General features: G+C 51.7%; 15 protein-coding genes. 7 read left to right on the top strand and 8 right to left on the bottom strand.

Going from position 1 to position 13,659, the window contains the following annotated elements; all coding sequences use genetic code 11:
• Nucleotides 1-197: 197 nt before the first annotated feature.
• On the top strand, nucleotides 198-659 hold the full coding sequence (locus FFR93_RS01745) for a hypothetical protein (protein WP_138391618.1): 462 nt from the start codon (nucleotides 198-200) through the stop codon (nucleotides 657-659).
• A 12-nt stretch (nucleotides 660-671) separates the two neighbouring features.
• Here FFR93_RS01745 and FFR93_RS01750 read toward each other — a convergent pair whose 3' ends face one another.
• The gene (locus FFR93_RS01750; protein ID WP_138391619.1) at nucleotides 672-1,271 is read right to left on the bottom strand and encodes a hypothetical protein; all 600 of its coding nucleotides are present in this window, start codon (nucleotides 1,269-1,271) and stop codon (nucleotides 672-674) included.
• Nucleotides 1,272-1,405: 134 nt separating this feature from the next.
• On the opposite strand from FFR93_RS01750, the gene FFR93_RS01755 reads away from it, so the two are divergent.
• The 3 genes from FFR93_RS01755 (at nucleotide 1,406) to FFR93_RS01765 (ending at nucleotide 3,525) form a co-directional block, all read left to right on the top strand.
• Complete coding sequence (locus tag FFR93_RS01755; RefSeq protein ID WP_138391620.1) at nucleotides 1,406-1,726, top strand: hypothetical protein; 321 nt, start codon at nucleotides 1,406-1,408, stop codon at nucleotides 1,724-1,726.
• A gap of 281 nt (nucleotides 1,727-2,007) precedes the next feature.
• Nucleotides 2,008-2,901 (top strand): YkgJ family cysteine cluster protein, encoded by an 894-nt coding sequence (locus FFR93_RS01760; RefSeq protein WP_138391621.1) that lies wholly within the window; start codon nucleotides 2,008-2,010, stop codon nucleotides 2,899-2,901.
• Between the two features lie 240 nt (nucleotides 2,902-3,141).
• On the top strand, nucleotides 3,142-3,525 hold the full coding sequence (locus tag FFR93_RS01765; RefSeq protein WP_138391622.1) for a hypothetical protein: 384 nt from the start codon (nucleotides 3,142-3,144) through the stop codon (nucleotides 3,523-3,525).
• 96 nt (nucleotides 3,526-3,621) lie between these two features.
• On the opposite strand, the gene FFR93_RS01770 is transcribed toward FFR93_RS01765, so the two are convergent.
• From FFR93_RS01770 to FFR93_RS01780, 3 genes are all read right to left on the bottom strand, one after another.
• Entirely contained in the window at nucleotides 3,622-4,323 is a 702-nt protein-coding gene (locus FFR93_RS01770; RefSeq protein WP_138391623.1) for a hypothetical protein, read from the bottom strand.
• A gap of 335 nt (nucleotides 4,324-4,658) precedes the next feature.
• Nucleotides 4,659-5,669, bottom strand: a complete 1,011-nt coding sequence (locus FFR93_RS01775; protein WP_138391624.1) for a hypothetical protein — start codon at nucleotides 5,667-5,669, stop codon at nucleotides 4,659-4,661.
• Between the two features lie 275 nt (nucleotides 5,670-5,944).
• A complete protein-coding gene (locus tag FFR93_RS01780; protein ID WP_138391625.1) occupies nucleotides 5,945-6,640 on the bottom strand; it encodes a hypothetical protein in 696 nt (231 codons plus the stop codon).
• A gap of 215 nt (nucleotides 6,641-6,855) precedes the next feature.
• Here FFR93_RS01780 and FFR93_RS01785 point away from each other — a divergent pair, with 215 nt between their 5' ends.
• Complete coding sequence (locus FFR93_RS01785; protein WP_171049021.1) at nucleotides 6,856-8,310, top strand: pentapeptide repeat-containing protein; 1,455 nt, start codon at nucleotides 6,856-6,858, stop codon at nucleotides 8,308-8,310.
• Nucleotides 8,311-8,376: 66 nt separating this feature from the next.
• Here FFR93_RS01785 and FFR93_RS01790 read toward each other — a convergent pair whose 3' ends face one another.
• Together FFR93_RS01790 and FFR93_RS40625 are read right to left on the bottom strand one after the other, a co-directional pair.
• On the bottom strand, nucleotides 8,377-8,994 hold the full coding sequence (locus FFR93_RS01790) for a Fic family protein (RefSeq protein WP_171049022.1): 618 nt from the start codon (nucleotides 8,992-8,994) through the stop codon (nucleotides 8,377-8,379).
• Nucleotides 8,981-9,241, bottom strand: a complete 261-nt coding sequence (locus FFR93_RS40625) for a hypothetical protein (RefSeq protein ID WP_171049023.1) — start codon at nucleotides 9,239-9,241, stop codon at nucleotides 8,981-8,983. The genes FFR93_RS01790 and FFR93_RS40625 overlap by 14 nt, the downstream gene beginning before the upstream one ends.
• Before the next feature lie 162 nt (nucleotides 9,242-9,403).
• Between FFR93_RS40625 and FFR93_RS01795 the strand changes: the two genes are divergently transcribed.
• Nucleotides 9,404-9,790, top strand: coding sequence for a hypothetical protein (locus FFR93_RS01795; RefSeq protein WP_138391628.1), 387 nt, complete (start codon nucleotides 9,404-9,406; stop codon nucleotides 9,788-9,790).
• Nucleotides 9,791-10,504: 714 nt separating this feature from the next.
• Entirely contained in the window at nucleotides 10,505-10,702 is a 198-nt protein-coding gene (locus FFR93_RS01800) for a hypothetical protein (RefSeq protein ID WP_138391629.1), read from the top strand.
• A 563-nt stretch (nucleotides 10,703-11,265) separates the two neighbouring features.
• Here FFR93_RS01800 and FFR93_RS01805 read toward each other — a convergent pair.
• Both FFR93_RS01805 and FFR93_RS01810 read right to left on the bottom strand, forming a co-directional pair.
• The gene (locus tag FFR93_RS01805) at nucleotides 11,266-11,499 is read right to left on the bottom strand and encodes a hypothetical protein (protein ID WP_138391630.1); all 234 of its coding nucleotides are present in this window, start codon (nucleotides 11,497-11,499) and stop codon (nucleotides 11,266-11,268) included.
• A 561-nt stretch (nucleotides 11,500-12,060) separates the two neighbouring features.
• Entirely contained in the window at nucleotides 12,061-13,632 is a 1,572-nt protein-coding gene (locus FFR93_RS01810) for a Fic family protein (protein ID WP_138391631.1), read from the bottom strand.
• Between the last annotated feature and the right edge of the window lie 27 nt (nucleotides 13,633-13,659).

Consider the following 13,659-nt stretch of genomic DNA (forward strand, 5'->3'; position numbering starts at 1 on the left):
CAGGCAAGAAAATGCCTAGAGGATTAAATGCTAGATGAGCCTCATGTAGGTGACGCACGGCCATGCCGCAAGGAATTCTTTGTTGTGGGAATTCTTGTAAACGAACTCGGTTCGAAGATGAAGAGACGTTGATGGCCACTTGTGTCTGGCGATCTCCCCTCCCCACCATAGATCGGCACAAGCAGATGGGTGTGGGAATGTCAGGTCAGAAAATTCAGGTCCAGTATTTCGATGGACAGTCCTTAGAACTTGATGAGGATCAGGCTTCATTGCCTAATGAAGCCCAGGAAGCCCTCGCGGCCTTCCTTAGTTTGACGAACGAGCAACGCCTGTCGGAGCCGTCATTGGTCTACCAGTATTATCAGGACTTCAGGGGCGTCGGCGATTTTGCCGATTGGCTCGACGAGGAGATGGGGGTTCTTACGGACGACGAGACGATATGGGCGCACGTCTCGCTGGACTTCCTCGATGTTCGGCAGGGAGTAAACGGGCTCTGGTACGTGGTAGCCGCAGGAGATTGCGACTGGGACCTTGAGCACGGGATAATGATGGTGTGGCTGCAAGGAGCCGCCCTGACACGGGTTGGGCCAGACGACGGCGATCTTGGTGACTATGACAGGGAAAGTGAAGCTGATCAGACCAGCGTGATCTATCTTTGAAGCTTAACCTGATCAGATTTTCGGGCGAGCAGCTTCCATCTCGGCCTTTAAATCACGGTGCCATTCTTCCGGAAAGAAGATCACCGGAATATCAGAGTGTCCGTTCGCAACGTAAATGTGGAAGCGGTGCCAACCGTCCTGGAAGGTTTCGTCTTCGAAACCTGACATGATAACGGGCCACCTGTCTTTTTCAGGGTAGCTGGTGGTAAAGTAGTTCTGCATTGGCGTTTTAAACCAGGAGCGAGTTCCGTCGATGTCTACCCCATCTTCCTTGAAGGTGTCGTCACCAGCGATGGATGCGATCAAGGACTCGGTGTCCCAGGTGGCGACACCGAACTCGACTTTCCCGTATTTCTTCACGAACTTCGGTAGTAGGTTCTCAAGCGCCGCTTTATAACACGCGTGCCATCTCGGATCATCGCTGTTTTCAACGTCATCGGGCATGCCGATCTCATCATGATCGATGATGTCATCCCAGGCTTCGCCATTGACTGCCATGTACCAAGCCATCGCCATTTGATACGGGGTGGGAAGGTCGCGGTATTTGACGAACTCGAAGCCCTGTTCATAGAGGCTGGACTTCTCTGGTCGTCTTTCGTCTTCGCTGGTCATGACATCTGGCGCTTCTATTCCTATCGACATGAGCAAAGTGATGGAATGTGCCTGCAAGATGCAACGCATCTTGATCGCTTGCGGGGATATTTCGGAAAGGCCACCATGGTGTGATCTAACCAAGGTAGTTGATCATGAGAAATTTCGAGGCAGGCTTTGATGTCACTTGTATCGCCGGGGCAGAGTGGTCTCGCTTGATGGCGAAGTACGGCTTAACACGAGTGGACGATCATGAGGACGGATGGGCTTGGATTGGTGAAAGTGGCATTGTCGTAACGAGCTGCGATCCCATCAGTGGGGTGTTCCATGATCGCGAGAGGGATGAGCGTCCTGACTACGCTTCCTACATCGGGATTTCTGGGAGTGCTGAATTCGTGGCCGGTCTCTTCGTCGACATCAAGGAGGTGGCGGAGGACATCAAGGGCGAGAATTTCGGTAGCCGAAGTTTCATCTAACGTCGGACCTTTGAGACGATAAGGAGTATAATTGATGCTTTACCTATATCGGAGGCTGGGGACCTAAAAGCGCTGGGCGGCACGCGGTTGCGACGCTCATTCGTAGGCACCCGGCAGATATCGACGGAAGCGGCGGGCTGATCGAAAATCAAGAATTCGGATCGAAATTCCTGATTTACGCTTCGAAATGCACTATTCTCGCTTCGAAATGCACTAGTGTTGACAGCCTGTCGATAATCCGCGTAGCGTCCCTCGGAATCGGGCGTTAATTGGAGCAGTGAATGGGCGAGAGGGATTTCCGTTTTGCGTGCAAGGCATGTGGCAAGTGCTGCGATGGCCCTCCTCAGATGTCGATCCGAGAGATGTATGAGCATCTCGACGACTTCGTCCTCCAAGCAAATCTGATGACTCAGCCGGTCAAGACTCCGTTCATTAGGGATCGTGAAAGTCACGAGCTTACTCAGATGATCGCAAATCGCTCACTCGAACTCGGGAGTTTGCGACACTTCGCTTATGATTCATTTCATGGTGACCCGGAAGTGCTGACGACCTTGTCGGGAACTGCGCTGGGCTATCCGCATAAGAGGAGATGCACTGTCCTGACCAGCGAAGGTACATGCGGAATTTACGAGCGCCGCCCCAACACCTGTCGGTACGTCCCTGGGCAGCATTTGCTCCCACCGGACCGGCAAGACGTAGCAATGAAAGAGTTCAAGGCTCGGATGTCGGCCAACTGCGATTGGTCTGATGACGCTCCATTAGTGCTGAAAGACGGCCGTTTCTTAGACCCCGCGATCTCCGACGCATTCGCGAAGGCCGAGGCGGATGATCTCATGGACGGGAGGCTTCTCGAACTGTTGGTCGAAACAGATTGCGAGTTTGGCGACAGTAATGGAGATTTTGGTTTCTCGTTTTCTGACCTCGTGAATAAATCTGCAAGAACCATGCAAGTTGACCTTCCCATCGTATTTTTTACCTATTTCATGATTGCGCTGAGGGATGAGGGTCTGCTGCCAGACGTTTACAACGTCCCGTCGCCTGCTGAAGTAGCTTCCCGCCAAATCGCAGTATGCGAACGCCTAATCAATGAGAACATAAGGTTGCGAGACCGTGAGGCCCGGCCGCACACTGAAATGCTGCGTGAGATGGTAGCGATAAATAAATCAGCACTTTAAACTGACGGATCAGAGGTCAATAGCGGCGAAACTTCATGAGGAAATCGGGGCATTCTTGGTTTCGTCGGTATCTGCTAACGTGTTGCGAGAATACGGAGGCAACGCTGCAATATGCTCTATCATGGAACCTTGATCCGCCATTTGCCATCAATTGAAGCAGTTGGGCTCGTCCCAGGCGTCGGTGAGTTCACCAGACGGGTTTATGGCGAAGGCGCAAAGGGTGTACTGCCTGCAGTCTTCATGGCTGATGATGAGGGACTGGAGCGCGTTGTTCACGCACTGGTGGCTGCAGTAATGGACGAGATCACTGAGGATGACGATGATCAATATGAGATCGGACCGCATTATCATTTCAACGATGCGCTTTTCTTCAAGTACGCTGCGCTAGCTGAAATCGAACCTTCCGCCACCTTCATGAGGGCAGGAAGCCCACCTGCAGGGGTGATTGAGCCAGAGCAGGCCGAGGACGGCGATTGGTATTCCCTATCGCCCGTCGTTCCATCCAGGGTCTTGGTAGGTGATGAGCTTGCAGCCTATTTCGCAGAACGAGGGCTTACCCCATCTTCGATAAACGATTTTGTTGACCCAGAGACTAAGCTTAGGGTTCCTGTTCCAGGTATATGAGAGTAGTCTAACGTACCTTGGTAGGACGCGCGCAGGTGGATGGGTGCGCAAGGGCCGATAACACGCTTTATCGGCTGATACGTACAACTGGCGTCTTTAGCAATGCTCTAACAACATTGAACAAATATGGTCATGATCAGGAATTTCTCCCAAATCCTCAGCAACTATTAAGCCATCCCTCACAAAGAGCCAGGCATTCGACTGGTTGCAGTCCGCGATTGCCTCAACGACTGAAATATCCAGATCAGAGGAGAGAATAACTGTTTTCGCACCCAGTCTGGCCATGATCTCGTCAAGAGCCAACCCGAAGTCCTCCAAACTGTCATATCGGCAACTTTCGCCGAGAAGATTGCCGTCACGTGCGTGGGACCAAAAACACCGAACAGTGATGGGAGACGTAGTATGTCTCGGACTGTTGTCGTCCGCCATCTTATAGTGGCAGATGACAATTTTCGGCTCGGTGATTTGCGAAGTCGGGGCCTCATCCTCTAAGAGAGCGAGTTGAAACGAGATAGCTGGGTCCTCCGGACTAAGCGTGAAGTTGTGTTCGATCTCGTCCACTCCGTCATCGTTCTGTTCGGATTGATCGGATTCCTGTACGCCCTGTTCGGGGTCGGTGATGATCGGACTAGTCCACTCCTCGAACTCAAGGCGAGGGTTCTTCCTGGTGAGAATAGCCTTACGCTGTTCGCGCACTGCTTCGTCTTCAAACAGCTCTATAGGCATGTAGAACCAGTTGTAGGATTCGCTTGAACCGTCGTCCTCGCAGTAGCTAAGCCCATAGATAATCTTCGTCATTTAGTCGCCTCATCGGGTGCTGTCCTTTTATGGTCGTAGCAGGCGACGGTTGGCGCAATGACGATCTCAAAACCTACTGCGGACGAAGGAAAAAGCGGATGGTGTCGGGTCACCCATGGCTGAAGATTGGTGTTGGCATCGGCCACCAGCATTGGCAGTCAGCAAGCATGATAACCTCGCCCAACCGCGTGTGAATGCAACCGTCTCCGACAGAGGCGATCTCAAAGAAGACGGTGTGGGGCCGTCTTCAAGGTGGCGTGTCTTCCGCGCGATCAACGCACAAGCTGCTAAATCCGGGTGGTCTCGCAGCTTGTTCGTTGGTGGGCCTACCCTCTTTATTGGTCAGGCGTTCCAAACTGCTGCTTTTCCTCGACGGAACGAGGAATCACCAGCGCGTCATTCTGCACATCAAAAAATGCTTTGTAGGTGTCAGTGCTGATTGAGTATTTGTTCTTCAGGTAGGACTTCATGTACAGTCGCCACTGGCCATCGATAAGGCAACGGACCTTAGTTCCCATCAATGGTGCGGGTGCCTCAAGGTATCGTTGGAAATCCGATGGCAAGGCGATCCTTGCAGCGACAACTGCCCTGTACGCCCTGCCCTTCAGTTCTGGGCGGCGCAGTCCACCGATCACGCGGAAGTATCTGTCCTCATCGTGTTTGTGGCCGAGGCCTCCACCAATGCCTTTCGGAAAGAATGCGGTGGCAGTTGCTGGAGGTGGAAAAAGTGGGAGGCGCTTGATTGGCGCTATCTGATCCCAGGGTTGCTCGATTTCGAAAGGCGCTATCGGCTTTCCGATTTCAATTCCAGACAGGTTTGCCAGGGCGTGGATTAGGGCGGGCTGATTTCTCAGTGCGGAGACGCAGCTTGCCTCGGCTCCCACTTGGTCGAGCGCGAGGCCTACAAGCCCCTTGAGTAGTCGGATCGCAGGATTTGCCTCGTTCAATTGGCGGGCATATTCGTTGGCTGCGTCAGCCTGGCGTGACTCAAGCAGAAGCGCGACACGTCGGTAAAGTTGCCACTCCTGCTCTGATCCAGGGCCCAAACCTTCCAACGCGTCGACATTGCTGTTTGTAAAATTGTCGAATAGCGGCTTCACATCCGATGTCTGGAGTTTGCCGGTCGTTTGACCGTTAACGCGGGATACAAGCGCCTTGAGGAAGCCGTCCTCGATCTCAATCGTGAGGTTCTTCGTCTTAAGGTGATGTGTCAGTGCGTCTCTACGCCATCCGAGCGCCGCTGCAACCGTCTCCATCATCGCTGTGTTGGAAATCGACGCGCCAGCCGCATGGCGCAGGCTGTTGCAAAAGGAGCGGAAGGTGTCACGTGAGATGTTGATAAGCATTCTAACCTCCAAGTGAGCAGCGAAGACTGGTGTCTTGAAGTTCTTCCCATCACCTCAGCTGCTCGAACGGGGTTCGATGCTTTCAGTGTCGTGGTATTCATCCGGTGCTTTAGCGTGCCGTTTGGCGGGAAGTGCCCAGGTCACCGAAAACCTGGGCCTTACGTATAGGAGAAATAATGTCTCGTCAAGCGCTGGGTGGCGCACAACTCCTTGGGTCTTGAATGCGCCGTAGTAGGTAAGGCGACAGCCCATTGTCTGCCGCCTTCGCCGAACGCTCACTTCGCCAGAACGCATCGCGCCTTGGACTCTTCAATCTTGCATAAGAAGTTATTGCCAGACGATTCAAGTTCGGACACAGCAACGTTTGTTTGGTTGATGTGAAGTTCACTGAATGCCTTTTGCGCGGCGGCAATAGCGTTGCGCTGATCTTGGTCCCTGGCATTTACCACCGGAATTCCAGCGATAAGGAGTGCGAACATGCTGGCCAAGATGAAGGAGAGGACAAACCGTTCTGATTTAGATCGGCCCCAATCGTTGCCGAAATGAAGTGCTGCGCAGCATGCAAACAGTAGGGTGGAAATCACCATGGGGACGATCAGGCTCAGTGCCACCGGATGAGTGCCGTCGTTCGTCACAAAAGTTGCGATCCAAAACCATATGGCTGCTATGCAGCCGATTATGGAAACTACTGCCCCACGCGCTACCTGCTTTGGGTAGTGCTGAATTGCCCAGGTAAGTAGCGCAGCCGAGATGAAAAACGAGAGGGTGATGGCAGGAATACGCCAATCGGATGTCACGGCATTCCACATGTCGCGAACTGCGCCCTCAAGGCCGAGTATGAATAAAGCAGTTATCGCGAAAAGACCAAGGCAAACGGCCACGCAGATTTTAGCTTTCAAAGGCGTTGGGGCGGATGAGCTTTTCGCTTTGTTTGAGGTGTCGCCAGAAGCCTGAGCGGTGGTTTCAGTCATAAAGGAAATCCTACGCAAAATCGATTGGCGACAACGTTTAACACAAAGAATTCCTTTTGCAATAGCGCGGGATAACTCCTTGCGATTTTGCCTTTTTCTTTTCGCGACGACCAGCCCACCTTGTATGAGAGGGCTGATAACGCGAATTATCGGCCTTTGCTTTCAATTACATAGCGTCCTACGTTGTAGCGAGTAAATTTGCGAGGATGAGAACAATGTCTCAACCTAAGATAAAAGCGGCGATACTAGCCATCTTTGTTAGCTTCGTCGCTACTCCAGCATTGGCGTTGTCGTGTATGGGTGAGCGGGGCTCCGAGCAAATATTGTTCACTGGACAGGTGACGAACGTCTCACCTGCGGATGGCTATATATCTCCTAGAACCGAGGAAAAGAGGTTTGCAGAGATCGAGAGAGCGCGGTTTCAGAAAACGTCTGTTATTGATGTGCTCGTCGAGAAGGTTTTGAAAGGCGGAGTTTCTAGAGGCTCTCTCATACAGGTCGTAATCCCTCCTGGCTGGAACGGAATCTCCGAGGGCAGGAAAGTCGATGTAAAAACTGGTGCGATCCTTATCGGAGCCAGTAGGGGTAATGATGGCAACATTTGGTGGGGCGATTGTAATCCGATTTGGCAAGGAAGCGCTGTCTCCGATATTGACTGGGATGGGGACCCGACCGATCAATGGGAAGGCTACCGGAGCTTGCTGAAAGTCTGGAAGATTGCCCGGCAATATGATGTTCTTCTCGACGGCCGTTCGCCAGCGGCGGTGCCCCCCGAGGTCAGCGCATCAATCGATGCCTTGTTAAGTGAAATAAGGGATTTCGACCGGATATTAGACTTCTATCGCAAGCGGTATTACGTCGACGAAAATCAATTAAACGGAGCGGATTATGCGTTCGCGCTCCTAAGATCGGGAGATGTAGCAACTGCGAAGGAACTTCTTCGGTCACTCGACGGCGCTTATGGAAAATCTCACGCGACAAGCACTGTCGAGAACTCAATCAAGCTCGTTGCGGGCGAACCTGCAAATACGCCCCTCAGGAGCCTATCGGCTCTTTCATTTCGTAATGGTTTGATCGTTAATGGTGGTGATTTTCGCGGGCAGCGGATTGTCAATGTGCAAGCAGCTTCTTTTTCGGCTGCGGAAGCGATTTTCTCCGGCGCGACGATATCGAATTTCGAAGCGCCGAAAGGGACACTTGTTGAAGCCGACTTTTCCCGAGCACGTTTTGTAGGCGTCAGGTTCTCCAATCCTTATCAAGGTGCACACCCTGGGAGTTATCATTTTGATGCGAGGCGCGCCTCCTTCCGCAATTCTACCGTTGAAGGACTTGCACTTGACGGGGATTTTACGCAGGGGGATTTTCGCAATGTTTCAGGTAAAGGGTTATATCTTAACGGTAATTTTAGGAGCGCTAACTTTGATAATGTCAATATTGACCAGATTTCAATCGAGCGCGCGGATTTAAGAGGCGCGTCTATGCGCAATGTTCGCTTCAAAAACTCTCGTCTTGGCGATGTCGATCTTCGTGGAGTGAACTTCACCGGCGCGGTATTTGAAGGAAAGTCAGAGTGGCATGGCGTGGAATTCGATGAGACGACAATTTGGCCGCACGATGAACTTCCTGATCCGCTTAAGCCTCGGCCGCCTTTGACTGTGCTCTATCCCTAATAGCCGTGAATGCTGCGATAAGGCGAATAATCCTCGCTTGGAATTCATCCGGAACCAAACCGACGGTCACTTAGCTGTATGAGCCGTTGTTAGACTTGTTTCGGGATCGTAATGGTCGAGCATAACCTTCAGGTCATTCAGGAAGCCGTCAAGCGGATTATACATCATGAACATCACGCCTTGGGTCAACGCTGACAGGTAGGTCTCTTTATTCACCTTGTCCCAAGCAATTCCAAAATCACTCCGACGGGCCAGTTCAGTGAAGACGGCATTCAAGGTGCGTCCATTGCCATCAATAAATGGGTGATTGAATGCTAATACGCAGTATACTTCCCCCAAGTGATCGCTGAAAAAGGATGAATCCTTTGCCCGGCTCAGCATGTCGTTTGTCGAGCTTTCGATATCATTTTTGTAGTTGAAAGGAGCGTGTCTCCTCCTGGCCTCCAAATGCCTGATTTGGCCAGCCCAGGGATAGAGATCACTAAACAGAATTGCGTGACATCTCTGCCAGCTTTGGAGTGTAATCTCTTTTTCCAGCTGCAGCATTGCCAGAGCTTGCTTCATGTTTGCTCTGACAAATGAAAACTCCAGCGAGTCGAGTTCGGCCTTGTCTGTTACTCTAAACTTGTTTCGAAGGATCACTCCATCTTCAGAGGGCTCCCACGGGTTATTATCCCAACTCATTACCTGTACCTGCTCCGTCCACAGCGGCAGAAGCCAGCTCTCGAACGTGGGCCAATACCAGGTTGCCCCCCTCTTCAGGAGAAATTGCCTTTGCGCGCATAAGATCAGCGATGAGCCGTAGAGTCTCATCTCCTTCTACGCCTTCAATCCTATTGAATTGATCCGCAAGAAACGAGGCACCGTCGCTGTATGGCGTCACTCGGCGCGTCTCAGCAAGGTCCTTAACAAGTTTCGCAGTTTTGGTCATTGGACCGGTTTCCATTATGGCGATGATTAACGATGACGCTGATCCGGTCCAATCGCAAATGCCATTTCTTCGGAACTCCTATAAAGCGAGTTATCCGGGCAACCTTGTAGAGCCCTGTCATTGTCTCTAGGTAAATGTGAAAGCCATCAATAGGAGAGAGGAATGCTGCTCAGTTTGCCGACCACCGTAGGCACTGACTTCTGTATCGAAGGGGCGCTGGCTGATGAACAAAAGATCACTTTCCAGGAAAAGTTGAAGTCTGAGTTGGCTGGCTTCGGGTTTCCTGGAATGAACCTGGAATTCCTCTCCGGTGACGATCAAATCTCCACGTTCCGCCTGACTTTCATTCGGGATATGGACATGCCCGACCTGGTAGGCGTGCCGTTTCTGCCGCCACAACGCGAAGTGGGATACACGGTCATTGAATCCTGCAAATCCGCATTCAAGCAGCTTCTGACCTCTGATCCGGATCGACGCGGCTATTTTTACTTTAGGATGGGGCCTTCGTTCAAGACAGTGCCGCTTGGGCCGGACGGCGAGCCGGTGTAATCCCGGCCGACAAAATGGCGCGGCCAGCTCGGAATAGTGTCGGACAAAGCTCGATAAGACGAATTATGGTTCTGTGGCTTTCTCAGAATGTATAAACGCATCCGCAAGATATTTGAGGCTTAGCCAGTATTGGAGCGAGCCAGCGATAGTTCATCGCTATCATCAGTCCCGCGACCAGCACCGCTGCGATCCGGATGAGCGAGAACTTGGTGTTGTTGCCCTTTCAGGATTGTTTTCAATTTTTCGAACCCGGAACGCGAAGAACGCGAGGGTCGCGGCAGCACCGATTGCAAGCTGAGACGACGAAAAGCTGCGTGGGGTCCATGAACTAGGGGCGTACCATTCCAAGAAAAATACTCCGCCCGATACTGTGCTTATCAGAGCGGCAACAGCGCACAGAAAACTCGCTCCTCTGAGAAGCGATTGGTTGATCCAGGTTGTGGTTTCTAAGGATATTTGCAATTTGCGCCTCCTTGTCTCCGTCTCACTACTTGTCAGTAAATCCCATACTTCGGCCGAATGATCACAAGCCATTAGCGAACAAAAAAGCCCCCACGCTTACGACGAAGTCTGGTGGAGGCCATTGATGAAACTATTGTAGCCCACACTTAGCGTTGGTCAATCTGCAAGGGTTGATAATGGTCGTTATCGAGCCCCGAGTTGCATCGGCCGGTCGCTACCGACATCATGAAGGAAATGAAAGGAGTTTCGGGTATGGTGTTTCTGAGAATTCTACACGCCGCAAAAGCAAAGTATCGGTCAGCAAGGGAAAAAAGGGCGGCGCGTAAGCTAGGGTTTGATCTCGTTTTTGCTGGAAGTGACCTGGAAGCAAAGCGTCGGATTAGTGACAAGGTGTTCGCCCCGATGCTGGAAGGTCGAGGCCGAGTGGTCAACCTGATCGATGAGAAGTAAGTGCGCAGGTTCCTGGGCTTGCCTTGGGCGATGGCGTGCGGCGTATTGAGCACGGCGCTTTTAATAGTTCCTGAAACGGCCTAAGCCGTCGACGCTCCGCTCGCTCCCGCCGAGGCGTCAGGGCGAGGAGGAAACACCAGGCGGTATGTCCACCCGCCAAGCCTAGCTCGGGAGGACGTCGAAATGACTTCCGTCGCCACGTTCCAATCGGATCGAATATCACGGGTGCGCGGCGGAGGAAGGAAGGCGTTGACTAAAGCGCCACGCCGTCGATGCCCGAAAGCTTCAGAATGACCGGTCGTTTCATAGAAAGTCCTTTTCAAGCATGTGTTGCCGATCAATAGCTTGAGTCTAGGCGGCGACTTTTTCAACCAGAATAAGCAGAGCTGCTCCACCGAAACATTGCGGAATTAGGTAGCAAATGTCACAAGATTCCGACCACAGTGAATACTGCCTTCAGGCTGTGGAACCGGAGCGTGGGCGGAATTGGAAGCGCTGCTGGATGCGATCCGTGTCGAACGAGCGGTTCTTGAAGGTGAAAGGGAAGGCCTTCGAGATAGTAGTTACTTAACAAGTCGTCTGGCGAGAGACCTCATGCCAACTCCGATACAATAGGAAATAACCGAGACCCCAAGAATCCATGCGAGAACGGTACCGAAGTCACCGATATTCTTGAAAATCTCTTGCGCAAACAACCATACAACGGAACCAAGAGAGATCATCGCGAAACCCCACATCGAAGCATCAAGACCATCCCATTCAACCATGCTTTTCAAAGCTCTCTCGGTAATCGTCATGATAGCCAACTCCTAACGGGTAATTTCACTAGAGATTTAGCGTGAGTGTAAAATGGTTGACCGTCAACCTGATTCGACGGGCTAACCTGTTGGCTTGTGGAACGCGATCAACGACACAAAAGGAGCCTTGTGGCATTTGCTACATAGTTCCGAAACATTGCGGGGGACATCCCCATCTACCCGGTAGGTCGTCAGGACGAGAAGCAACGAATCTGTCTTGGTACAGACATGCTCAGCCCTACGCCCTGCCTGGGCCATTAAGCCGCGTTTCAGCAATCTTCACCGTCGAATCCACTTCCAACTCTTATGCTAATAGCGGTATGGACCTGAGCGAACGGGATAAGCCATTGAAAAAACGTAGCCGGGTGACCTCATACGTAGACATCACCGACAGCCCCTCGTCGCCCAACGGGGCGGATTAGAGCAGTGAGGCAACCTGGTCATCATCGTGCTCGTGCCCCTTGTGCGATTCACGCGCCGGGTGAATAAATCATTTGAAATTAGTCATTAAAATTAGTAACTTAAGCGAGATGTAGGCGATGTGAATATAAAACGAATAAATTAAATGCCGATCTTAGGACCCGAATTTTGGTATCGCTCGACACTGTCAGCATCAACGCCCCATGCCGCAGCGTTATCTGCTGTGATTGAATTGAGAATGTTTTCAACTCGTTCACAAAGAAATATTCTGTCGTCCTCGTTGAGATCGGCAAGTTGTGATCTTAAAAGTTGCCGTATGTCGTCTCCCTCGATTTGTTCATCGATGACTTGCCGAACAAGTCGGTCGATACGAGGGCGCTCCTTCAATTCGATAGATCGAGGAACGCGCTTCGTGGCGACGGCCGCTGCGTAACTCATTGCGTGCTCCACATAGCCGTCGGCAACTGCTTCTGCCAAAAGGGAGGTGTCGCCTTTCTCATAGAAAAGTATCAGGCCTGAGATATAGGCGCTTTGGTCTACTCCAATAAAAGAGATTGGTGGAAGCCCTTGCCAAAGGAGAGGAGCATTGCACATCAAGCGACCCATGCGCTTATTTCCGTCAACAAATGCCTGCAGATAAGAAAGGCCCGACAGCAGAAGGAAGCTGGCCTCGAATGCGTCCTCAACCTGTTCGGCCTTCCATAACAAACTTCCCAGACCAGACATGAGTGTATATCTGTCTTCAGACGGCAGGTATGAAGAACCGCCTATGCCAACTCCCGAGCCGCGTACGCGTCCCAAATCCTCGTCCGAAACAAGGTCGCGCAGTAAGAGGGCGTGGAAACGAGAGGCAAATCGTTCGTTTAAAACCGGTTTGCCGACGTTGTCGATGAGTTCGTTGATAGCGTTCTTGTGGTTCAGGATCATCGTGGCTTCGTAAAGGTCGTGTCCGGATGCCTGTTCGCCGTAGTTCACAAGCACTTCAGTGTCCAGGTACGAATATGTGTTGCCTTCAAGATTTGAGGACGCCCAGGCCAGATCAATAAGGAAGCGCTGAGCGATTTCTCGACTGTATGTCGATGCGTCAAGCGCTTCATTGATCCCCCTCGCGGCGTGCTGCATTCGGTCATGTTGGGCTTGAGGTAGCCATCGGCTCTCGTTTGGGATGTATGAGGTAATGCGATCCGAATCGTATGGAACCTTGGGCCTTTGCTTTTCCGACCTTGCGAACCACCTCGCATCTTCGGAGAGCGAGAACAGTGCGCCCTTTGTTTCCCCAGTTTTCAGTATGATATCATTGTCAGCCAACTTGCTCATAGCTCTGGATAACGTGGGCTGACTCACTCCAGCTGGAAGCTTCGACATGATTGCCTTCTGAGGCATGCCTTCTGGTGCGCGCAGCAAAATATTCACTATTTGACGCTGTAAGTTATCGAGTTGGCGGAGGGCAATTATTGGATGCATGGTCAATCTCCTGTCAGAGGCACAATCGCACGATTGAATGAATAAATCAAACATCCAGTTTAGCTTATAAAAATCAATGGATAAGTTATATTCGACTCTGTTTTGTTTCACATTATCTGTTTGCCCGATAATGGGTATTATCGGCGTTCGGTGGTGGCACCCGTCGACAGGCATCAGGTTTAGCGTACTGCCGTTCACCATGAATTTCATGCTCGGCAATAGGCGGATTTCATCGAGCGGGCGGGTCACCGTAGTTGCTGCGGAACGCTCTCACTT

It is taken from the genome of Rhizobium sp. MHM7A, from assembly GCF_005862215.1.
GTDB classification, from domain to species: Bacteria; Pseudomonadota; Alphaproteobacteria; order Rhizobiales; family Rhizobiaceae; genus Rhizobium; species Rhizobium bangladeshense.

Bases quoted from the DNA above. Each gene is read 5' to 3' on its own strand.
- FFR93_RS01745 (WP_138391618.1), top strand. From the start codon at position 198: ATGTCAGGTCAGAAAATTCAGGTCCAGTATTTCGATGGACAGTCCTTA.
- FFR93_RS01750 (WP_138391619.1), bottom strand. From the start codon at position 1,271: ATGACCAGCGAAGACGAAAGACGACCAGAGAAGTCCAGCCTCTATGAA.
- FFR93_RS01755 (WP_138391620.1), top strand. From the start codon at position 1,406: ATGAGAAATTTCGAGGCAGGCTTTGATGTCACTTGTATCGCCGGGGCA.
- FFR93_RS01760 (WP_138391621.1), top strand. From the start codon at position 2,008: ATGGGCGAGAGGGATTTCCGTTTTGCGTGCAAGGCATGTGGCAAGTGC.
- FFR93_RS01765 (WP_138391622.1), top strand. From the start codon at position 3,142: ATGGCTGATGATGAGGGACTGGAGCGCGTTGTTCACGCACTGGTGGCT.
- FFR93_RS01770 (WP_138391623.1), bottom strand. From the start codon at position 4,323: ATGACGAAGATTATCTATGGGCTTAGCTACTGCGAGGACGACGGTTCA.
- FFR93_RS01775 (WP_138391624.1), bottom strand. From the start codon at position 5,669: ATGCTTATCAACATCTCACGTGACACCTTCCGCTCCTTTTGCAACAGC.
- FFR93_RS01780 (WP_138391625.1), bottom strand. From the start codon at position 6,640: ATGACTGAAACCACCGCTCAGGCTTCTGGCGACACCTCAAACAAAGCG.
- FFR93_RS01785 (WP_171049021.1), top strand. From the start codon at position 6,856: ATGTCTCAACCTAAGATAAAAGCGGCGATACTAGCCATCTTTGTTAGC.
- FFR93_RS01790 (WP_171049022.1), bottom strand. From the start codon at position 8,994: ATGAGTTGGGATAATAACCCGTGGGAGCCCTCTGAAGATGGAGTGATC.
- FFR93_RS40625 (WP_171049023.1), bottom strand. From the start codon at position 9,241: ATGACCAAAACTGCGAAACTTGTTAAGGACCTTGCTGAGACGCGCCGA.
- FFR93_RS01795 (WP_138391628.1), top strand. From the start codon at position 9,404: ATGCTGCTCAGTTTGCCGACCACCGTAGGCACTGACTTCTGTATCGAA.
- FFR93_RS01800 (WP_138391629.1), top strand. From the start codon at position 10,505: ATGGTGTTTCTGAGAATTCTACACGCCGCAAAAGCAAAGTATCGGTCA.
- FFR93_RS01805 (WP_138391630.1), bottom strand. From the start codon at position 11,499: ATGACGATTACCGAGAGAGCTTTGAAAAGCATGGTTGAATGGGATGGT.